Annotated in this window: 19 protein-coding genes and 1 tRNA gene; 7 read left to right on the top strand and 13 right to left on the bottom strand. The window is 58.4% G+C overall.

Translation table 11 applies throughout. The features are described from left to right. Positions 1-90: 90 nt before the first annotated feature. Positions 91-462, top strand: coding sequence for a YbaN family protein (locus tag T9A_RS02650; protein WP_035244914.1), 372 nt, complete (start codon positions 91-93; stop codon positions 460-462). A gap of 197 nt (positions 463-659) precedes the next feature. Continuing rightward, positions 660-2,435: an acyl-CoA dehydrogenase C-terminal domain-containing protein gene (locus tag T9A_RS02645; RefSeq protein ID WP_035244913.1), complete on the top strand. Its 1,776-nt coding sequence runs from the start codon at positions 660-662 to the stop codon at positions 2,433-2,435. Positions 2,436-2,570: 135 nt separating this feature from the next. Here the strand turns inward: T9A_RS02645 and T9A_RS02640 are convergent, their stop codons facing one another. The 3 genes from T9A_RS02640 to T9A_RS02630 form a co-directional block, all read right to left on the bottom strand. Further along, a complete protein-coding gene (locus T9A_RS02640) occupies positions 2,571-3,206 on the bottom strand; it encodes an endonuclease (RefSeq protein WP_035244912.1) in 636 nt (211 codons plus the stop codon). A gap of 106 nt (positions 3,207-3,312) precedes the next feature. Then, complete coding sequence (locus T9A_RS02635) at positions 3,313-3,927, bottom strand: TetR/AcrR family transcriptional regulator (protein ID WP_035244911.1); 615 nt, start codon at positions 3,925-3,927, stop codon at positions 3,313-3,315. A gap of 166 nt (positions 3,928-4,093) precedes the next feature. Then, positions 4,094-4,786: a 4'-phosphopantetheinyl transferase family protein gene (locus tag T9A_RS02630; protein WP_035244910.1), complete on the bottom strand. Its 693-nt coding sequence runs from the start codon at positions 4,784-4,786 to the stop codon at positions 4,094-4,096. Between the two features lie 142 nt (positions 4,787-4,928). Between T9A_RS02630 and T9A_RS02625 the strand changes: the two genes are divergently transcribed. Both T9A_RS02625 and T9A_RS02620 read left to right on the top strand, forming a co-directional pair. After that, positions 4,929-5,849, top strand: coding sequence for a DUF808 domain-containing protein (locus T9A_RS02625; RefSeq protein ID WP_035244909.1), 921 nt, complete (start codon positions 4,929-4,931; stop codon positions 5,847-5,849). A gap of 252 nt (positions 5,850-6,101) precedes the next feature. Next, a complete protein-coding gene (locus tag T9A_RS02620; RefSeq protein ID WP_156964810.1) occupies positions 6,102-7,556 on the top strand; it encodes a hypothetical protein in 1,455 nt (484 codons plus the stop codon). Positions 7,557-7,727: 171 nt separating this feature from the next. Here the strand turns inward: T9A_RS02620 and T9A_RS02615 are convergent. The 5 genes from T9A_RS02615 to rpsU form a co-directional block, all read right to left on the bottom strand. Then, positions 7,728-7,804: transfer RNA gene (locus T9A_RS02615), tRNA-Ile, on the bottom strand. A gap of 68 nt (positions 7,805-7,872) precedes the next feature. Next, positions 7,873-9,777 (bottom strand): RNA polymerase sigma factor RpoD, encoded by a 1,905-nt coding sequence (rpoD, locus tag T9A_RS02610; protein ID WP_035244907.1) that lies wholly within the window; start codon positions 9,775-9,777, stop codon positions 7,873-7,875. A 183-nt stretch (positions 9,778-9,960) separates the two neighbouring features. After that, positions 9,961-11,862: a DNA primase gene (gene dnaG / locus T9A_RS02605; protein WP_035244906.1), complete on the bottom strand. Its 1,902-nt coding sequence runs from the start codon at positions 11,860-11,862 to the stop codon at positions 9,961-9,963. 137 nt (positions 11,863-11,999) lie between these two features. Then, positions 12,000-12,446, bottom strand: coding sequence for a GatB/YqeY domain-containing protein (locus T9A_RS02600; protein WP_035244905.1), 447 nt, complete (start codon positions 12,444-12,446; stop codon positions 12,000-12,002). Between the two features lie 13 nt (positions 12,447-12,459). Next, the gene (gene rpsU / locus T9A_RS02595; protein ID WP_035244904.1) at positions 12,460-12,675 is read right to left on the bottom strand and encodes a 30S ribosomal protein S21; all 216 of its coding nucleotides are present in this window, start codon (positions 12,673-12,675) and stop codon (positions 12,460-12,462) included. A 160-nt stretch (positions 12,676-12,835) separates the two neighbouring features. Between rpsU and tsaD the strand changes: the two genes are divergently transcribed. Next, on the top strand, positions 12,836-13,873 hold the full coding sequence (gene tsaD, locus T9A_RS02590; protein ID WP_035245483.1) for a tRNA (adenosine(37)-N6)-threonylcarbamoyltransferase complex transferase subunit TsaD: 1,038 nt from the start codon (positions 12,836-12,838) through the stop codon (positions 13,871-13,873). A 186-nt stretch (positions 13,874-14,059) separates the two neighbouring features. Here tsaD and plsY read toward each other — a convergent pair whose 3' ends face one another. Continuing rightward, positions 14,060-14,674, bottom strand: coding sequence for a glycerol-3-phosphate 1-O-acyltransferase PlsY (plsY, locus tag T9A_RS02585; protein WP_084573374.1), 615 nt, complete (start codon positions 14,672-14,674; stop codon positions 14,060-14,062). A gap of 177 nt (positions 14,675-14,851) precedes the next feature. Between plsY and folB the strand changes: the two genes are divergently transcribed. Next, entirely contained in the window at positions 14,852-15,214 is a 363-nt protein-coding gene (folB, locus tag T9A_RS02580) for a dihydroneopterin aldolase (protein WP_035244902.1), read from the top strand. Further along, entirely contained in the window at positions 15,207-15,713 is a 507-nt protein-coding gene (gene folK / locus T9A_RS02575; protein WP_035244901.1) for a 2-amino-4-hydroxy-6-hydroxymethyldihydropteridine diphosphokinase, read from the top strand. Before folB ends, folK begins: the two co-directional genes overlap by 8 nt. A 393-nt stretch (positions 15,714-16,106) precedes the next feature. Here folK and T9A_RS02565 read toward each other — a convergent pair whose 3' ends face one another. The 4 genes from T9A_RS02565 to T9A_RS02550 are packed head-to-tail and all read right to left on the bottom strand — an operon-like array spanning position 16,107 to position 19,430. Beyond that, a complete protein-coding gene (locus T9A_RS02565; protein ID WP_232221972.1) occupies positions 16,107-17,057 on the bottom strand; it encodes a DUF4124 domain-containing protein in 951 nt (316 codons plus the stop codon). After that, a complete protein-coding gene (locus T9A_RS02560) occupies positions 17,030-17,455 on the bottom strand; it encodes a DUF4124 domain-containing protein (RefSeq protein WP_035244898.1) in 426 nt (141 codons plus the stop codon). Before T9A_RS02560 ends, T9A_RS02565 begins: the two co-directional genes overlap by 28 nt. 20 nt (positions 17,456-17,475) lie before the next feature. Further along, positions 17,476-18,213: a pteridine reductase gene (locus tag T9A_RS02555; protein ID WP_035244897.1), complete on the bottom strand. Its 738-nt coding sequence runs from the start codon at positions 18,211-18,213 to the stop codon at positions 17,476-17,478. Then, entirely contained in the window at positions 18,192-19,430 is a 1,239-nt protein-coding gene (locus T9A_RS02550) for a multifunctional CCA addition/repair protein (RefSeq protein WP_035244896.1), read from the bottom strand. Before T9A_RS02550 ends, T9A_RS02555 begins: the two co-directional genes overlap by 22 nt. Positions 19,431-19,463 lie beyond the last annotated feature (33 nt).

Genomic DNA, 19,463 nt, shown 5'->3' with positions numbered 1-19,463 from the left:
GCCGTTTGGCGGGTTTTTTTATTCCCCGAAAATCGGGCATGCTGTAATGACTCTCTCGCGGGGCGATTGCCTGTTCTAAGGAGGGGAGACATGGAGACAGTCAGGGTGCTTTGTTGGCGCTCAACGGCGATCCTGTTCGTTCTGCTGGGCATGATCGGTGTGGTGGTCCCGGGTATGCCGACCGTGGTCTTTCTGTTGCTGGCCGCCTGGGCGGGCAGCCATGGCTGGCCACAGCTTGAACACTGGTTGTTGCACCATCCCCGCCACGGTGGCCACATCCGTCAGTGGCGCGAACAGCGTGCCATTCCCCGCCGCGCCAAGTGCGCCGCCTCCACCATGATGTTAATCAGTATCGGCCTGATCAGCCTGTCTACGGCGCCGGATTACGTGAAAATCGCTGTTCCGCTGTTTCTCTGCGCGGTATTGCTGTGGATGTGGCGCCGACCGGAGCCGCTGGAATAGGCATAAGGCTTTATTTGAATACGGCGCAAATGAAGGCAAAAGTGCGTAAACAGCCCTCAATGTTCCCAATTTCACCCACAAAGCGTGATTCTTGCGTTAGCGGCGGCGCCCATGAACGGCGGGTCACAAATAACCCTGTTACCTGAGGCCCTGCCTGCCTAAAATTTGCGCCCTGCCAACTTTCGGGAGATGTGCAAATGGCGACCTATAAAGCGCCCCTCGAGGACATGCGTTTTGTTCTCAACGATGTGTTCAAAGCGGATCAGCTGTGGGCCTCCATGCCTGCCACCGCCGAGGTTACCCGCGACCTGTCCGACGCCATTCTGGAAGAAGCGGGCAAGATGACCGAAGGCCTGCTGTTCCCGCTGAACCGTAACGGTGACGAGCAGGGCTGCACCTGGAACGACGGTGAAGTGACCACCCCGGACGGTTTCAAGGATGCCTTCAAGACCTTTGCGGAAAATGGCTGGAGCGCGTTTTCCGGTAATCCGGAATTCGGTGGCCAGGGCATGCCCAAGTCCCTGGCGGTGCTGTTCGAGGAAATGATGCACAGCGCCTGTTCCTCCTTCGCCCTCTACCCAGCGCTCACCAGCGGCGCTTGCCTGGCCATCGATGCCCACGCCAGCCAGGAACTGAAAGAGCAGTACCTGCCCAAGCTCTACAGTGGTGAGTGGAGCGGCACCATGTGCCTGACCGAGCCTCACTCCGGTACCGATCTGGGTATTCTGCGCACCAAGGCCGAGCCCAACGACGACGGTTCCTTCAACATCACCGGCACCAAGATCTTCATCACCGGTGGTGAGCACGACATGACCAGCAACCACATTCACCTGGTGCTGGCGAAGCTGCCGGATGCCCCGGCTGGCTCCAAGGGGATTTCCCTGTTCCTGGTACCCAAATTCCTGCCCGACGCGGACAACAACGCGGGTGAGGGCAACGGTGCGACCTGTGGCTCCATCGAACACAAGATGGGCATCAAGGGCTCGGCTACCTGCGTGATGAACTTCGACGACGCCAAGGGCTGGATCATCGGCGAACCGAACCAGGGGTTGGCCTGCATGTTCACCATGATGAACTACGAGCGCCTTTCCATCGGCCTGCAGGGCCTGGGCCTGGGTGAAGTGAGCTACCAGAGCGCGGTGGACTATGCCCGCGAGCGCCTGCAGGGCCGCAGCGCCACCGGCGCAAAAAATCCCAATGGCCCGGCGGACCCGATCATTGTTCACGGTGACGTACGGCGCATGCTGATGAACATGCGTGCCATCAATGAGGGTGGCCGTGCGCTGGCTGCCTACGTGGGCATGCAGCTGGACACTGCCAAGTTCAGCGAAGACGCGGACGCCAAGAAAAAGGCGGAAGACCGGGTGGCCCTGCTGACACCGGTAGCCAAGGCCTTCTTCACCGATCGCGGTCTGGATACCACTATCACCGGGCAGCAGGTCTTCGGTGGCCACGGTTATATTCGTGAGTGGGGCATGGAGCAGTTCGTGCGCGATTGCCGGATTTCCCAGATCTATGAAGGCACCAACGGTATTCAGGCGCTGGACCTGGCGGGCCGTAAAGTCGCCCGTAACGGCGGTAAATCCGTGGATGCGTTCCTGGCCGATGCCCAGGCCTGGGTTGAAGAAAACAGCGGTAATGGCCAACTGGCTGCCATCAGCAGCGAGCTGCAGGCGGCACTGGCCCTGCTTAAGGACGCCACCCACGAACTGCTGTCCCAGGCAGGCAATAACCCGGACGCGATCAGCGCTGCCGCGGTGGAATATCTGGACCTGTTCGGCTATGTGCTCTACGCCTGGCTCTGGGCGCAGATGCTGGCGGCCACCGATGGTCGTGATGATGACTTCGCCAAGGCCAAGCGCATCACCTGCCAGTACTACTTCCAGCGCATTCTGCCCAAGGCCCATGCCTTGTATGCTCAGATCAAGAGTGGCGCGGATACCATGATGGGTCTGGACGGCGAGTTGTTCTAAATAGCTACGAGCTACGAGCTACAAAAAAACCGCACCCTCACGGGCGCGGTTTTTTTTGGGGTGGCGCGGGGCCAAAAGGCTGATCGTTAGCTGGATGCTTTCCTGAAGCTAGAAGCTAGCTGCTCGTAGCTGCCCTTACGGAAACTGCATATTCAGCGGCGAACTGCCCTGTAGTGAATCCGCCCGATTCGGATCATCTATGAAAGGGTTACGGTTACCCTGCACCTGCTCGATCACGTTGTTGCGGCGACGTTCCTCGTCGTCCACCGGGTCATCCCGGTGCCAGCGTTGGTACATCTCCAGGGTGCCAAGCAAGGGGATGTCATATCTGTCATACAGATACAGCATGGCCCTGGCCACATCTCCCTTGGCGGACTTTGGTGGCTCGAATACCTGAAAGGCTTGCTTGTAACCACACTGCGGATCCGTGGCTGTGGTGGCTGGCAGATCGCCCAAGAGGGTTCTGCGACGGTCAAGCTCTGCATGTCGAGTTACCGGAAATAGGCTGTGGCGGTCCCGTGAGACCTCGACAAACTGGTGACTGCTCTGGCACAACCGGCTGGTTCGGCAGCCGAAATGTTGCGCAAGCCGGCGCTCGTCATAGATGTGTTCTAAAGAAACCCGATCATCGGCCTGGAACGCTTCCTGGCAATACAGCGTTTTGCCGCCGTTGGCGTATACCTGCTCGAGAAACATCTTCTCAGGTGTGTCGCCAAAGCTGGTAGCTACAGGCAAGAAGAATGCCAGCAGCACCAGTGAAAACTTATTCATATTGTGAGCCCCGTCACATGTCTGCTCTTGCCATCTTAGCCCCCAAAGCCAGAGTGACATCTAATTATAATGTATACCGGGGTGATGAAAGGTGCCAATGGCAGGACTAACGGTTGTCTAACAAGAATGTTACGCAGTCCTGAACATGTGCGCTGATCGCACTCTTTGGTGGTAGTTGCTCCGGGGCCAGCAGGGCGCATAGTTGGAACTCCGCCTTGACCATGCCCAGGAACTGACGGGCGGTGTGTGGGGTAGGCAGCTTGGCAGGCAGTTGTCCCTCTCGCTGCAGGTGTTTCAAATATTGTTCCAGCTCACTCAGTAGTAATTCCGGCCCGGCCTGGTAGACCGTGCGTCCGAGATCCGGAAAGGTCGGGGCCTGGGTGATCAGTAGGCGGTATAACTCCAGATTGAGCGGCTCCAGCAGGGCGAACACAAAGTTATTTGCCAGCATCGTCAGCCCCTCGCGGGCAGACATGCCAGTGACATCGATAGAGCGGATTTCTTCGACCAACTTGTCGGCGTGATAACGAATCACCGCGCCGAATAGTCCTTGCTTGTCACCAAAATAGTCATAGAGACTGCGCCGGGAGCCGCCGGCCTGGGTGATGATCATATCCAGAGTGGTGCCTTCATATCCGTGCTGAAGAAAAGCATCGGTGGCGGCTTCAAGAATAGCTTCTCGGCGTTTCTGGCCGCGTTGGCTAAGGGGCTGCTGCTGCATTAAAAGGCCGAAGAGTTAATTTTGAGAAATGGTACTGAGCATGCGGTGTGTTAGCAATAAACCCTGTCTATTGTGCTTTGCCGGCCTTGGCTGAGTGTCGGCAGCCGCTAAGGTGATGTCGGTGATATCGATCCCGCAAGGCTCGCGGTAAAGAGTGGCTGAATGGCTAACGTGGCAAGGCAATCCAGCTGAGTACGCCCTGTTGACGTTCTCGCCAGCGAAAGGGCACCTCGGTACCGTGCTTCCATTGCGATGTCAGCGTTGTCAGCAGGGTGAGTGAGCGCGGGTTGCGGCGGGCGGCGTCATGGAAGTGAAAGCGTTTACCGGTCAGGGGGTAGAGCGCCTTGAACAGACATTCCTTGGCGGAAAAGATCAGGGTGATCCGGTTCGCCCGTTGTATCGGGGTGAGCCCTTTCAGGTTGTCCCTTTCCTCGCTGGTCAGCAATTCACGGCACAGGCGGTCTGCGCGTTCTGCAGTTAGCCATTGCTCGGTATCCACTCCCACTGCCAGCCAGTGCCGGGCATCTGCCACCATGACCTCGGCCGTGCCCTTGCTGTGGGTAATACTGCCTACGGTACCGCCAGGCCAGACGGGGGCTCTATCGGCGCCCATGCCCGGAATCCCCTCGAAGCCCAGAATCCGAAGCGCCTCCCGGGCGCACCAGCGCCCGGCCAGGTATTCGGTTTTGCGCTTGTCGACCGAAGATGTCAGCGAGGCCGGTAAAGGAATATCCGTCCGCAGGAAGCTGTCATCACGCAATTTTTCGATTTCATAGTGGCAGCCAACACGGACCAGTCCATCGGCAATTTCCTCGCGATGAATATTGGATAGGCATTGTGGGCGCTGATATTCCGGCATGATTTATGGGCTGTCGATGGCTTTGCTGCACTATAGCAAACTCGCGGCGTAAAGAGGGGGCGCGGTGCGTTGAGAAGTAAGTGCCGGTAGACTCGGTGCGGTATCTGCGCACAGACGTACTGATTATTGAAAGGAGAGTCTCATGGCCGGAACCAGCTTGCTGGCATTGCTTGATGATATTGCCACCATTCTCGATGACGTATCGGTAATGACCAAGGTGGCAGCAAAGAAAACCGCCGGTGTGCTGGGGGATGATCTGGCGCTGAATGCGCAGCAGGTGTCCGGTGTGAAAGCAGACCGGGAACTGCCTGTGGTTTGGGCGGTGGCCAAGGGATCTTTCGTCAACAAACTGATTCTGGTGCCGGCCGCGTTGCTGATCAGTGTGTTCCTGCCCTGGCTGATTACACCGCTGCTCATGGTAGGGGGCGCTTACCTCTGTTATGAGGGCTGTGAAAAACTGCTCCACAAGTTTCTGCATGGTCGAGATGAGAAAGAGGCAGAGCATCAGCATCGCCTGCAGGCGCTGAGCGATGAAAGCGTGGATCTGGTGGCCTTCGAGAAGTCCAAGATCAAGGGGGCAATCCGCACAGACTTTATTCTCTCGGCGGAAATCATCGTGATTTCTCTGGGGGCAGTGCAAAGCGCCACTTTTGGCGTACAGGTGGCGGCTATCTGCGCCATTGCAGTATTGATGACGGTGGGCGTGTACTCGCTGGTAGCGGGCATCGTGAAGCTGGACGATGCCGGCCAGCATCTGATGCAGACGCCCGCGGACAGGACCGCTGCAGGGGCCCGTATTGCCTTCGGGCAAGCCATTCTGACGGTGGCGCCGTGGCTGATGAAGACCCTGTCCGTGGTTGGTACCGCCGCCATGTTCCTGGTGGGTGGCGGGATTCTGGTGCACGGTATCCCCGGCTCCCATGACTGGATTCACGCTTTGCAGGAAATGGCGGGAGCCGTGTCATGGCTGGTGCCGTTGCTGATCAACCTGGTGGGCGGCGTACTGGCAGGAACTATCGTGCTGATGGCGGTTTCCGGAATCAGCAAGCTCCTCGATAAATAAGCTGTCAAAGCGTTGAGTATCAAATGATTGCGAGCGCTGAGCGTGTTCGTGCGTTTACATGCCCCGTCAGACTCTGTTGGGTGTGAGCATGATCGTTTCGGGAAAGTGGATTATTATGCACCCGGGGAAAAATAAACGAAGATGCGCGTCACCGGATTGATAAGGCGGCGCTGCCATTAAAAGTGACATCGCTGCTCGCGGCCATCACCATCAGTAGGCTGCTATTCAGCCTGACATCTCTCGGACAGCATTATGACAACAACACTGCGCTACAGCCTGGCATGCCTGGTCGCCCTGATGGCGACCGGCTGTGGAGGAGGCTCTTCATCCAGTGGCGGCGCCGTCACGGAAACCACAAGCAGCGCACCAAGCCGCGCCTATTTTTATGACGCTGACGGCGAGCCGGTGGCGCGTATGCAGTTCCAATACCCCGACGAACTGACGATTAACGTGCAGCTGCAATCTGTCGGGCCAGATATGGCCTGGGCTACCGGGGATGATACGTCTCATCCCTATCTTCAGTGCCAGTACATGTCGGCGTCGACCCCGTTGCTGCGCTATCCGGATCTGTATTTTCTCGGTATGTCAGGTTCGGCTACGGGCGCTACAGCACTGGCGGTACTAGGTCTTTCGAATAATGGCCCGATGAAGTGCCCGGTGCGTAGCGGACGACGGCTACAGCAAGAGTCCGGATACGTCACCGGCCTGTTCACGCCTAGCTCGGACTTTATTTTCAGTTACTCCATCAATGCCGACCTTGAGCATTTTGGCGGGACCGCAACGGAGGTGATCGACTACGAATTTGTCGGCCTGGACACGACGGTTGCGGAGATATTGGCGTTGTCAGAATTTACCTCTGATATCGACCTTGCGACTGTGGATGAGCCTGATCTGCCAGCCATCGTCGACCATACGCAAACTAATACCGTCATCTTCGATGCCGAGCAGCGCCCTTTGAGCATTGACCTCGCTGCCGATAGCACCTGGACGGCTGTGTTGGATGAGTACTGCATGGAGGTGGCTCCCATTGCCGTCTCCCTCAAGCTGCTGAGGGGATGCTCTTCCGCTCGCCAAACACGGTCCTATCGCTATCTGGGCGATAGCGTCGAACAGGATGTTCAACGCTACAACGGCTCAACGACCGCAGACTTGTACAACTACACCGCCACTCGCCTGGCCGATCGCGTGATCGTCCATCCCGGCACCGCCGATGCCGGTCCTGAGTCGGGACACTATTACGATTCTTATCTCTTCAATGCGTCAGAGCAAGTGACGTCCATGGTGCGGAGTTCCTACAGTAAAGACGGGATTTGGGACACAGAAGACGACCGGCATGAAACGCGTGAGAGTTATCACTATGACAGCAACGGCAGGCTCTCTGAAGTCGGCTACTTCGGCTCGATAATGCGCAGGTACAGTTACTACAACGATGGGAAATTGAAGCAGGTTGACCGTGTTGCTAGTGACTCCAACGTCCCCTGGGAGCGAACGCTGGTCTCCTACAGACAGGGCGCGCCAGCAAAGATCACCGTGCAGAAGCGTAAAGGTGACGAGAATGAGGGTTATGAATTGCAGACGCGTATTGTCATGGAGTTTGCGCCCAGCGAAGAAAACTGGCCCGAACTGTTTTCACCCGTTCCCCTGTTCTCCGAGTTCCGGACACCGCCCAGTATTGATGACCTGATGCGCTTCCAGCCGATAAGGTAATCAGTGAGTGGTATGCAAGCGGTCCAGATGGGGCCGCTTTTTTCTAAAGGGCGGCGATAACCTGTTAAAAATAAAGGTGTGGCGGTCACTTTATGCGGCCTGCGAAGTACAAGTCGCCAGTTTCGGGCAACTTATGCTTTACGCCACAAATGTGCGAGATAACAAGGGAATTGGTGGGCCCACCAGGACTTGAACCTGGGACCAATCGATTATGAGTCGACTGCTCTAACCAGCTGAGCTATAGGCCCGAAAAAAACGGAAGGACAATAAAATGCCGGCCGCCGATTATTCGGGGGCCGGCAATTTTTTTCAAGCGTTAAAGGTCGCCATCCAGGAAGCTGCGCAGGTGTTCGCTGCGGCTGGGGTGACGCAGCTTGCGCAGCGCCTTGGCCTCTATCTGACGGATACGCTCCCGGGTGACATCGAACTGCTTGCCCACTTCCTCAAGGGTGTGGTCAGTGTTCATGTCGATACCGAAACGCATGCGCAGGACCTTGGCTTCCCGAGCAGTCAGGTTGGCCAGCACGTCGCGGGTGGCTTCTTCCAGGCCCAGGGACGTGGCGGAATCCACCGGGGATTCCATGTTGCCGTCCTCGATAAAGTCTCCGAGGCTGGAATCTTCATCGTCACCGATGGGGGTTTCCATGGAGATCGGCTCTTTGGCGATCTTCAGTACCTTGCGGACCTTGTCTTCCGGCATTTCCAGGCGCACGCCCAGTTCTTCCGGAGTCGGTTCGCGGCCCATTTCCTGGAGCATCTGACGCTGTACCCGGTTGATCTTGTTGATCGTCTCTATCATGTGCACCGGAATCCGGATGGTGCGCGCCTGGTCGGCGATAGAGCGGGTAATGGCCTGGCGAATCCACCAAGTGGCATAGGTGGAGAACTTGTAACCGCGACGGTATTCGAACTTGTCCACGGCTTTCATCAGGCCGATGTTGCCTTCCTGAATCAGGTCGAGGAACTGCAGGCCGCGGTTGGTGTATTTCTTGGCGATGGAAATTACCAGACGCAGGTTGGCTTCCACCATTTCCTTCTTGGCACGGCGAGCCTTGGCTTCACCGATGGAAATGCGGCGGTTGATTTCCTTGATGTCACCTACCGGCAGGCCAATGATTTCCTCGACGGTGGTGATCTTGCGCTGCGCACGCTGAATGTCTTCTTTGACGACACTCAGCTTGTCGGCAATGCTCTTGCCTTTTTTGGTTTTCAGTTGCTGATCGACCCAGCCCATGTTGGTTTCATTGCCGGGGAACAGTTTGATGAAGTCCCGACGATCCATGCCGCCGCGGCGGATGGCGGAGGTCATGATCTGACGCTCGAACTTGCGCACCAGGTCCAGGTTGTTGCGCGCGCCGACCAGCATTTCGTCATAGATGCGCGGGACCAACTTGAACAGGGTGAAGTGCTCGGCCAGGGCTTCCAGGGCTTTGGCGGAGCTGGCATGATCACGGCCGTTGCGCTTGAGGGCGCGTTCGGCTTTCTCGTGCAGTTTTTTCAGCTCGGCAAAACGCTCTGCCGCCAGTACCGGATCCAGACCGCCTTCATCTTCATCGTCATCATCGTCGTCGCTGTCTTTTTTGTCAGCGTCGTCGTCATCGCCGTTCTCTTTGGCTTTCTCTTTCGCTTCAGCGGCTTTCTTGGCTTTTTCTGCGAAAGTCGGTTCCTTGTTGGCATTGGTGGCGGCGGCGCCGTCATCATTGGGATCAAGGTAACCGGCGATAATGTCGGTGAGCTTGCGCTCCTCGTTTTCCACGCGGGCATATTCGGTAATCAGCATGTCCACAGCGCCGGGCCAGAAAGCCAGGGCGTGCAGGACTTCCCGTGTGCCTTCCTCAATACGTTTGGCGATTTCAATTTCGCCTTCACGGGTCAGCAGTTCCACCGTGCCCATTTCGCGCATGTACATGCGCACCGGGTCGGTGGTGCGGCCGGGCTCGCTCTCTACAGAGGCGAGAACAGCGGCAGCTTCTTCGGCGGCAACTTCGTCGGTGCTGTCAGCACTTTCCTCGATCATCAACTGATCGGCATCGGCGGCTTTTTCCACCACGGTGATGCCCATGTCGTTGATCATCTGAATGATGTCTTCCACCTGATCGGTGTCGGTAATGGACTCCGGCAAGTGGTCATTCACTTCGGCGTAGGTCAGGTAACCCTGTTCCTTGCCGAGCGCGATCAACTGCTTCAGCTGGGATTGTTGCTGCTGCTTTTGAGTCGTCATGCAATAAAGCCCGTAACGTCGTGCTAGCTTGCCGTGGCTGACTAGCGGATTGTGGCGTGGGAAAACGGCGTATTATACCGGTATATGGGGATCTCGGCCAGTAATTGCAAGACTACCGGCCTGATGGTGCTGAATTATTGTCAGTTTGTTTTTCTAAGAAAATCATATATTTATGTGTTTTTCCTAGTTGAGAGGCTGGCGAGCGTGCTGGCGAGCTTCGGCCAGGGCTCTGTGCAGCTCCTGCCACTGGGCGGTGTCGGGGATGCCGGCCTGCTCCATTTCGTGAAGGGCGGCTTCCAGGCGGGCGACTTCCAGCTGGGATAGGGCATCCTGCCACAGTCGTGCGGCCATCTCTTTCTGCATGGGCGGTTTGAGGCTGGCCTTGAGCAGACGGGACAGGGTTTCGCCCTGTTCCAGTGCCATCAGGGCGCCCAGCAGGGCGGCGGGCCCATGATTCTGCCGGCACAGGCCGGCCACCTGTATCAGCAGGTCGATGTGGGGCATGGGGAGTAGCTCTACACCGTCGGGAAGAGGGTGCGCTTCCACCAGCTCCGGGTAATCCAGCAGTACCAATACCAGCCGTTCCGGCAGGGTCATGGGGCCCTTGCGGCTGCCATCCTGGTAGCGGGCGGGGCGGCTGGGAGGTCGTGGCGAGTAGTGGTTATCTGCCGGGTAGTAGTCGTCCGGTGGCGGCATCGATTCACCGCCATCCATGGGCATGAAGTCGTCATGCGGTGCCGGCTCGGGCCTGGGGCGCGGGGCTGGAGCAGGCCCCGTTTTGGGGGCCGGCTTCAATTGCGTCAGCGACTCCTTGTCCAGACGAGTCAGCTGCGACAGTTCCTGGGTAAGCAGTGCCCGGTAGACCGGTCCGGCGGGCTTGTCCAGGTAGGGCAGGGCCAGTCGGGCCAGACGGGCGCGACCGTCCACCGTGGCCAGATCCAGGCCTTCGGACAAATGCCGGAACAGGTAGGTGGAGAGCGCGTCGGCCTTATCCGTGAGCGCCCGCAGGGCTTCCGGGCCCTGTTGTCGGACCAGAGTATCCGGGTCCTCGCCGTCCGGCAGGAACAGGAAGCGCACCTGTTTGCCGTCGTCCAGTGCCGGCAGCAGGGATTCCAGGGCGCGCCAGGCGGCACTGACCCCGGCCTTGTCGCCGTCAAAGCAGAGCACGACTTCGTTGACCTGGCGGAACAGCTTGCGGGCGTGATCTTCGCTGGTGGAAGTGCCCAGGGTGGCGACCACATTGGGCACTCCGTGCTGGGCCAGGGCGATCACGTCCATGTAGCCTTCCACCACGTAGAGCCGGTCGCTGCGATCGCGGCTCTGACGCCATTCCCACAGACCGTAGAGCTCCTGGCCCTTGTGAAAGACCGGGGTTTCCGGGCTGTTCAGGTATTTGGGTTTGCCGTCGCCGAGTACCCGTCCACCAAAGCCGATGGTACGCCCACGGGAGTCACGGATCGGAAAGATAATGCGGTCGCGAAACTTGTCATAGGTGCGCCCGGTGTCGTCCCGGCGCACCAGCAAACCGGCGGTCAGGGCCTGCTCCAGACCGGCTTCGGTAAGCGACAAACCGCCAATCAGATTGTCGTAACCCGGTGGCGCAAAGCCGACCCCGAAGCGTTTGGCGATTTCCCCGCTGAGTCCCCGCCCCTTCAGATAGGTGACCGCTTTCTGCTTTTCCGGCGCCTGGCGCAGTTGCTGGCAATAAAACTTTTCGGCCCGGCTGAGCAGGTCGTAGAGGGACTGCAGGCGGTCTTTTTTCTGACGGTCGGCGGGGGTTTCCGGGCGGCTTTCCGGCACTTCCATGCCGGCGCGGCCAGCAAGCTGTTTCACTGCTTCCGGGAAGCTCTGATGTTCGTATTCCATCAGGAAGCCCACCGCATTGCCGGAAGCGCCGCAGCCAAAGCAGTAGTAGAACTGCTTGTCCGGGGCGACCGTGAACGACGGGGTCTTTTCCTGATGGAAGGGGCAGCAGGCGCTGTAGTTGCGGCCGGTTTTTTTCAGGGGCACGCGGGAGTCGATCAGCTCCACCAGGTCGGTGCGGGCTAACAGGTCCTGTACGAAATTTTCCGGAATGCGTGCCATGGGTCAGATTCTGCCAGATGGGAGGCTATTCAAACAGAAAGCGGTAACTGGCGGTAGTTCCGTTCGCCGTACGAAGTCAGTATGGATTGAGAGGAAAAGAGTCGAATAAAACCGGTCAGGCTGGGTGACCGTGGGGATCAGTTCAGCTTGGCGCGAACCTTGCCACTGGCGGCGCCCATGTCGGCACGGCCCTGCAGTTGCGGCTTGAGGATGCCCATTACCTTGCCCATGTCCTGCATGCCAGCGGCACCGGTCTGGGAGATGGCATCATCAATTAGAGCGTCCACTTCTGCGTCGCTCAGTTGGGTGGGGAGGAATTCCTGGAGTACTACGATTTCCGCTTCTTCGGTTTCCGCCAGTTCCGGACGGCCCGCATCGCGGTATTGAGTCGCAGAATCCTTGCGCTGCTTGATCAGCTTGTCGAGCAACGCCAGTACACGGGCGTCATCGGGCTCGATGCGCTCATCTACTTCGATTTGCTTGATCGCTGACAGCGCCATACGAAAAACGCCAAGACGTGCCTTTTCTTTAGCACGCATGGCGTCTTTCATGGCTGCAGTGAGCTGCTCTTTGAGCGCACTCATTCAGACGTCTACCTTAGTAGAGACGTTTGCGTGCAAGCTGCTCACGCTGCAGTTTCTTAAGGTGACGCTTGACGGCTGCGGCACGTTTGCGCTTACGCTCTTGGGTGGGCTTCTCATATTGCTCGCGACGACGCACTTCAGAGAGAACACCCGCTTTTTCACAGCCACGCTTGAAACGGCGCAGGGCCACATCAAACGGTTCGCCTTCTTTCACCTTCACCTGAGGCATGAAGAATCACCTTCCTAAAAGTCTTTGGGTTATATGGATTCGCCGCGGGCTCAGGTGGTCCCGGGTGCGGCGAAGGCGGGGATTCTACCTGAGTTAGGAATAAATGCAAATCCGGTCGTCCGGCGCTATCATGGCGCCCGTATTTCAAGGGGTGAGCATCATGCGTGTATTGGGTATTGAATCAAGCTGTGACGAGACCGGGGTGGCCATTTATGACACCGATGCCGGTCTGCTGGGACAGGCCCTGTACAGCCAGGTGGAGATGCATGCCCGCTTTGGCGGCGTGGTGCCGGAGCTGGCCAGCCGCGACCATGTGCAGCGGGTACTGCCCCTAGTGAAACAGGTGATGGCGGACGCCGATACCACTGCGGATCAGCTTGATGGTATTGCCTATACTGCGGGTCCGGGTTTGGCGGGAGCGTTGCTGGTGGGCGCCGGCGTGGCCCGTTCACTGGCCTTTGGCTGGGGGATCCCCGCCGTGGAAGTGCACCATATGGAAGGCCACCTGCTGGCGCCATTGCTGGAGCCCGATGCGCCGGCCTTTCCCTTTGTCGCCCTGCTGGTCAGTGGTGGCCATACCCTGTTGCTCGAGGCCCGCTCACTGGGTGATTACGCCATTCTCGGTGAATCCGTGGATGATGCCGCCGGTGAGGCCTTTGACAAGGCGGCCAAGATGATGGGGTTGGGCTATCCCGGTGGCCCGCGCATTGCCGCGCTGGCGGAAAAAGGGACACCGGGGCGGTTCCGCTTCCCTCGACCGATGACGGACCGCCCTGGCCTGGATATGAGCTTTTCTGGCCTGAAGACGTTCACACTCAATACCATCAACGACCTGGGCGGCAAGGATGCGCTCAGCGAGCAGGACAGGGCAGATATTGCCCTGGCGTTCGAAGAAGCGTCAGTGGATACCCTGGTAATCAAGTGTCGCCGGGCGGTGGAGCAGACTGGCGACAAGCGGCTGGTAATGGCTGGCGGCGTCAGTGCCAATCGGGCGTTGCGGGCCAAGCTGGCCGAGCAGATGAAGAAGCGTGGAGTGCAGGTGTTCTACCCCGCGCCTCAGTACTGCACCGACAATGGCGCCATGATCGCCTTTGCCGGCGCCCTGCGCCTGCAGGCGGGGGAAAGTGCGGAGTTACCCATCAAGGTCCGGCCGCGCTGGCCGCTGACGGAGCTGGAGAAGTTGCAAGTTGAAAGTTGAAAGCCGCAAGGCGCGAGCCAATTCCGGTGCTATTCGGCAACTTCTGATCCGCGCCGCCAGGCACTAAAGAAACGAGCACAAAGATACGAGGGAGCGCTTTCCTTCCCCAGAGGCGCGGCGATACTGGTTAACGGTTGGCTGCTGCCGTGATCCGCGCCTTGTAACTTTCAACTTGAAACTTGCAACTCAATCCTTCTTCCTGAACCCCAGTTCTTCCCCGCGCAGGAGTTTTTGCAGGTTGCTGCGATGGCGCAGGATCATGACCAGTGACAGTGCCAGCATCGGCCAGAAGGCCTGGGGCAGCCAGGCGAAGATGCAGGCCGGGGCAACCACGAAGGCGCTTAATGAGGCCAGGGACGAAATGCGGGTGAGGGCGAAGACCAGCAGCCAGACGACACCCGCCACCAGGCCGCTGGGCCAGTGCAGGGCAAACAATAGGCCGAAGGCTGTGGCCACACCCTTGCCGCCCTGGAAGTGGAAAAACACCGGAAACAGATGGCCGAGAAAGGCAAAGGTACCCACCAGTGCGGCCACGAACGGGCCCATGCCCAGGTAGTGGGCCAGCACCACCGGGACCACCCCTTTGAGTACGTCCCCCAGCAGTGTCAGCGCTGCGGCGGGCTTGCCGCCGATACGCAGCACATTGGTGGCGCCGGGGTTGTTGGAGCCCTCGGTGCGCGGGTCCGGGTAGCCGAACAGTCGGCACACCAGAATCGCACTGGAAATGGAGCCCATCAGATAGCCGGCCACGCACAATGGCAGCAACCAATACCACACATCCTGTAATGTCCCTGCTTGCACCGGCTATAATCTCCCTTCACATCGCCGGGGTGGCGAATTCTGCATGCTTGGCAGGCGTTAATTGTACACATGGCGACACGCCTGCCTGCGTTGCAAGCGTAACATCTGATTGCCCAAAGTGGGATTCATGAAGATGGAAAGTCGCTTCCCCGTGAAATCTGCGCCAAGAGGGCGAGTATGGACATTGTTTATATCAATGATTTGAAAGTGGATACCGTGATCGGGATTTTCGACTGGGAGCGGCGTATTCGTCAGACTGTCAGCCTGGATCTGGAAATGGCAGCGGATATCCGCAAAGGCGCGGCGTCGGACCATATCGACGATGCGCTGGACTACAAGGCCATCGGCAAGCGTGTGATTGCGTTTATCGAAGGCAGCGAATTCCAGCTGGTGGAAACCCTGGCGGAAAACGTGGCTCAGCTGGTGATTGGTGAATTCAATGTGCCCTGGCTGAAACTGCGGCTGAGTAAGCCCGGCGCCCTGCGTGGGTCGCGGGATGTGGGCGTGATCATCGAAAGGGGTCAAAAACCCAATGGGTAATACGGATCAATCCGCCCGGGTGTACCTTAGCCTGGGCTCCAATATCGACCGGGAGCACAATATCCGTTCCGGTCTGCAGGCACTGGCTGCCGCCTTCGGTGAGTTGGCGGTCAGCCCGGTGTACGAAAGCGAAGCGGTGGGTTTTTCTGGCGATGCCTTCTACAACCTGGTGGTCGGAATCGACACTGCCTTGTCCGTGGGTGAGCTGGCCGCCGTCTTGCGCGATATGGAAAAAGACCATGGCAGGGTGCGTGGGGAAAAGAAATTTTCCAGCCGGACCCTGGATATCGACATTCTCACTTACAACGACCTCACCGGCGATATCGACGGGGTGCAACTTCCCCGTGACGAAATCCTCAAGCACGCCTTTGTTCTCAAGCCCCTGGTGGATCTGGCTCCCGACGCCATCCACCCGGAAATCGGCAAATCCTACCGGCAGTTGCTGGAAGAGACAGATTTTTCCGGACAGGCATTGTGGGTGGTGGAGCTGGAGGCGTAGCTACGAGCTAGGCTTTTGGGATAAGGAATGGCCAGAAATTGATCCGCCCCCTGTTCTCTACAAAGCCTCTGTAGGAGCTATGCTTGCATGGCGAACCACGCTTGCGTGGAAATCGCCCGGAGGGCGATCAGGAATCTCAGGACTCGACAGGTTTCAGAAAGAATGGCCGGCACCTCGATCTCTGTCGCCTCGCCCAGGCTCGGATTCGTCCCTCAAGAGGTGTTATTCGCTGCGCTCACCCTTCGGGCCGCACGGAACTTCGTGCGTTACTCCGCTACGCTCCGTTCCTACAGCGGCTTTGTAGCCAGCTTTATAGGGCGCTGAACCTGTGTTCGCTGGCAGGACGGTGATCGTTTTACTGAACCTTTCTCGCGTTGCAGCCTACCGCTGTGTTCAATACCAATGCGGTGCCATGTCACTCTGCGCCCAGCGGAAAAAATCATACTCCAGCCGTGTCAGCCCACCCGGATAGATCTGGTCGATCCTTCTCAGCGTGGGGCGGCGGTCGGTTTTTTCCAGTTCCTGAAGCAGCTTGCGCAATGTGCTGCGACCGACAGGCTTTGACATCAGAAAAGCCGTAGTTGCCCAGGCGACCGTGTAGGGGATGGCATCGAGTTGGTGGGCCATGCGCCGCCACTGGGCATCATCCAAAGAAAGGTATTGGCGGAGGGTGATCAGCCGCCCCTCATCTATCCATTGCTGGATGCGGGCTTGAGCGTCGGGCAGAGTACCCACTTTCAGACGGCCATCGGGCTGCACTTCCAGGGTCTGGAAATACTGGGCCAGTCCTTCATGCAGCCAGACCGGGGAGGCCGGGGATAACTGATACAGAAGCACATGGCTGCTTTCATGGAGGATAGTTTGTGCCACTTGCTGATCGTTTCCCCAGCGCCACACGGCCACTTCATTGCTGGCGGGAATAAAGACGCCCGCATAGTTGGGGTTGCTGGTACCGATGCGATCGACCATCCACTGTCGGAAATCTGCTTGTCGTTTGAACAGGTACAGGTTCACTTCAGCGGTGCCATGCAGGTCCAGACCGAAATCGCTGCGATAACGCCGGTAGATGCTGCGGATTGCCTGCAAGGTGCCGTCATGAAGACCATCGGCATCGGGCAGGGTGAAGTCTTGGTGCAGAACCGTAATGTCCAGTTCCTGTATGGCAGGTGATGTTTTCGGTGTGATTTTTTCGCTGGTCGACTGCTCCGGTGGGCGGTCACCAAAGTGCAGCTTGCCGTTGTCGTCGCGCCACTGGTAAATATCCCCATAGGCAACCAGTGACGTTGCCAGCGTCACCATGCAGAGAAAGAGCCGCATCAGGATGTGCAGTTTTGTTGAATCCACTGGCGGACCTCTTGCTTGTCGATTTCCACCTGGTCCAGCGTGGGATGGCTCACGGAGCCATCCTCATCATGATAGACGAAACGGCCGTGCAAGCGTTTCAGCCGTGCTTTGGCCTCCCGGCATTGCCTGGCTATGGCGTTCTGTTGTTTTTGCTGTTCTGAGGCTTGCTCTTTTTGCTGTGCCTTTTCGCTTTGTCGAAGTCTTAAGGCGCGTTCATTGATTTCGCGGACTCGCTCGCCCTGGCCGATCTTGGGCGGCGCCTTGATGTCCAGTGTCTCGTGCTGTTCCTGCGGCGGCTGATCGCCAAAGTGCCAGTTACCGTCGGCATCCTGCCAGCGGTACACCTCTGCACTGGCGAGCAGTGGCAGCAATGCCAGTAGTGTAATGAGTCCTTTCATTCTGCTCCCCCTGAAAACGTTTAACTTCCCTGTAATGTGAGTGAGCGTCCCCCGTCTACAGCCAGAATCTGGCCGGTCACAAACGGCGCCTGTGTACCCAGCCACAAGACGGTTTGGGCAATATCCTGCGGTGTGCCGCAGCGTTTCAGTGCAGTGGCATCCTGAATCTCTTGCTGATTCATCTGCCCGGCCTCCGGCCACAGTATGGGACCCGGTGATACGCCGTTGACGCGGATATCCGGACCCAGTTCGCGGGCCAGGCTGCGGGTCATCATCGCCAGTCCGGCCTTGGCCATGCAATACAGGGTATGGGTTTGTAGCGGTTTTTCCGCGTAGACATCCACAATATTGATAATACTGCCTTGCTGCTGGCGCAGTGCGCCGGCCAGTTTCTGGCTGAGAATAAAGGGGGCGCGCAGGTTGCTGTGAACCAGTCTGTCCCAGTCGGCATCATCGGCCTGATCGACGGGGGTCGGATAGAAGCTGGAGGCATTGTTGACCAGCAGATCCATGCGACCGAAGCAGGCCAGGGCATCCTGGGCCAGTTGCCGCACCTGGTCGGGCTGATCCAGATCCGCCTGAAGAATGGCTGCGCTATCCGGGCGCGAGGTATTCAGGCTGTCCGCCAGGGCCTGAGCCTCTTGTCCGCTGTTGCGATAATGAATGATGACCCGCATGCCATTGGCATGCAGGGTACGAACGATTTCTGCGCCGATGCGACGGGCGCTACCGGTAATCAGGGCAACGGGGTCTGCCATGTTTTTTTAAACTCCGAGATTGCATGAATGCGAGCTTTTTCAATGGCCTCGCCCAGTTCGGGCCCTTCGATACCGCTCTGGCGCAGTGCGGCAACATCAATATTGCTGGCTGCCTGCGCCGCACCACGCAGGTAATCCACCTGGGGGTAGGGGCGATTTTCCAGGCCGGTACGACCGCGAGCATCGGCTTCGCAGGCGAGCAGAAAACCCTCCAGCCGTTCCGGTCGGCGTATTACGTCCAACGTTTTCAGCAGCTTCCAGACCGTGGCGGGTTTCAGCTCCAGGGCCCGGTGGCAGTGGGTATGGTATTCCGCCACCAGGGCCGCCAGGGTGGCGGCGTCCTTGGGGACGCGCCAGCGCTTGGACACGGTTTTTGCCAGCCGGGCGCTACGAATTTCGTGGGCGATATGCCGGGGCCATTCTTCCTCGGGCGTTTTGCCCTTACCCAGATCATGACAAAGCACAGCGTAACGGGCCGTCAACGGCAGGTTCAGTCGACTGGACTGTTGCAGACACAGCCATTGATGCACCAGCGTATCCACTTCCGGATGGTGCTGCTCCGGTTGCGGAACCCCATCCAGCGCGGCCAGTTCCGGTAACAGTACTTTCAGGGCGCCACAGGCATGCAACACCTGAAAGAACACCTGCGGGTCCCGCTCCATCAGCGCCCGGCTGGTTTCCTTCCAGACCCGTTCCGGCACCAGATAATCCAGCTCGCCGCTGTCAGCCAGCTGCCGCATCAGTGCTAGGGTGTCATCGGCTATCCGAAAACCCAGCCAGTGGTAGCGGGCAGCAAACCGCGCTACCCGCAATACCCGCAAGGGGTCTTCTGCAAAGGCAGGGGAGACATGGCGGAGCAGGCGGGCCTTCAGGTCCATGCGGCCGTTGAAGGGATCAAACACCTGGCCGCCTTCTTCCTGGGCCATGGCGTTGATGGTCAGGTCACGGCGCACCAGATCGTCGTCCAGGCTGACATCGGGGGAGGCATGGAAGGTAAAGCCGCCATAGCCATGGCCGGATTTACGTTCCGTGCGGGCCAGAGCGTATTCCTCCTGGGTTTTCGGGTGCAGAAAGACGGGAAAATCCTGCCCCACCGGGCGAAACCCCTTGGCTTGCATCTCGTCCGGCGTGGCACCGACGACGACCCAGTCTCTTTCTGTCACCGGCAGTCCCAGCAACGCATCCCGCACGGCACCACCCACCAGATAAATTTTCATCTTGTGCGCTCTCGTTATCTTGGACAGAATGGT

It is taken from the genome of Alcanivorax jadensis T9 (assembly GCF_000756655.1).
GTDB lineage: Bacteria > Pseudomonadota > Gammaproteobacteria > Pseudomonadales > Alcanivoracaceae > Alcanivorax > Alcanivorax jadensis.
The sequence above is the reverse complement of the archived record's forward strand: the minus strand, read 5'-3'. Positions and strand labels throughout refer to the sequence as shown.

Excerpts from the sequence above, each read along its gene's own strand:
- T9A_RS02650 (WP_035244914.1), top strand. The coding sequence starts at position 91 with ATGGAGACAGTCAGGGTGCTTTGTTGGCGCTCAACGGCGATCCTGTTC.
- T9A_RS02645 (WP_035244913.1), top strand. The coding sequence starts at position 660 with ATGGCGACCTATAAAGCGCCCCTCGAGGACATGCGTTTTGTTCTCAAC.
- T9A_RS02640 (WP_035244912.1), bottom strand. The coding sequence starts at position 3,206 with ATGAATAAGTTTTCACTGGTGCTGCTGGCATTCTTCTTGCCTGTAGCT.
- T9A_RS02635 (WP_035244911.1), bottom strand. The coding sequence starts at position 3,927 with ATGCAGCAGCAGCCCCTTAGCCAACGCGGCCAGAAACGCCGAGAAGCT.
- T9A_RS02630 (WP_035244910.1), bottom strand. The coding sequence starts at position 4,786 with ATGCCGGAATATCAGCGCCCACAATGCCTATCCAATATTCATCGCGAG.
- T9A_RS02625 (WP_035244909.1), top strand. The coding sequence starts at position 4,929 with ATGGCCGGAACCAGCTTGCTGGCATTGCTTGATGATATTGCCACCATT.
- T9A_RS02620 (WP_156964810.1), top strand. The coding sequence starts at position 6,102 with ATGACAACAACACTGCGCTACAGCCTGGCATGCCTGGTCGCCCTGATG.
- rpoD (WP_035244907.1), bottom strand. The coding sequence starts at position 9,777 with ATGACGACTCAAAAGCAGCAGCAACAATCCCAGCTGAAGCAGTTGATC.
- dnaG (WP_035244906.1), bottom strand. The coding sequence starts at position 11,862 with ATGGCACGCATTCCGGAAAATTTCGTACAGGACCTGTTAGCCCGCACC.
- T9A_RS02600 (WP_035244905.1), bottom strand. The coding sequence starts at position 12,446 with ATGAGTGCGCTCAAAGAGCAGCTCACTGCAGCCATGAAAGACGCCATG.
- rpsU (WP_035244904.1), bottom strand. The coding sequence starts at position 12,675 with ATGCCTCAGGTGAAGGTGAAAGAAGGCGAACCGTTTGATGTGGCCCTG.
- tsaD (WP_035245483.1), top strand. The coding sequence starts at position 12,836 with ATGCGTGTATTGGGTATTGAATCAAGCTGTGACGAGACCGGGGTGGCC.
- folB (WP_035244902.1), top strand. The coding sequence starts at position 14,852 with ATGGACATTGTTTATATCAATGATTTGAAAGTGGATACCGTGATCGGG.
- folK (WP_035244901.1), top strand. The coding sequence starts at position 15,207 with ATGGGTAATACGGATCAATCCGCCCGGGTGTACCTTAGCCTGGGCTCC.
- T9A_RS02560 (WP_035244898.1), bottom strand. The coding sequence starts at position 17,455 with ATGAAAGGACTCATTACACTACTGGCATTGCTGCCACTGCTCGCCAGT.
- T9A_RS02555 (WP_035244897.1), bottom strand. The coding sequence starts at position 18,213 with ATGGCAGACCCCGTTGCCCTGATTACCGGTAGCGCCCGTCGCATCGGC.
- T9A_RS02550 (WP_035244896.1), bottom strand. The coding sequence starts at position 19,430 with ATGAAAATTTATCTGGTGGGTGGTGCCGTGCGGGATGCGTTGCTGGGA.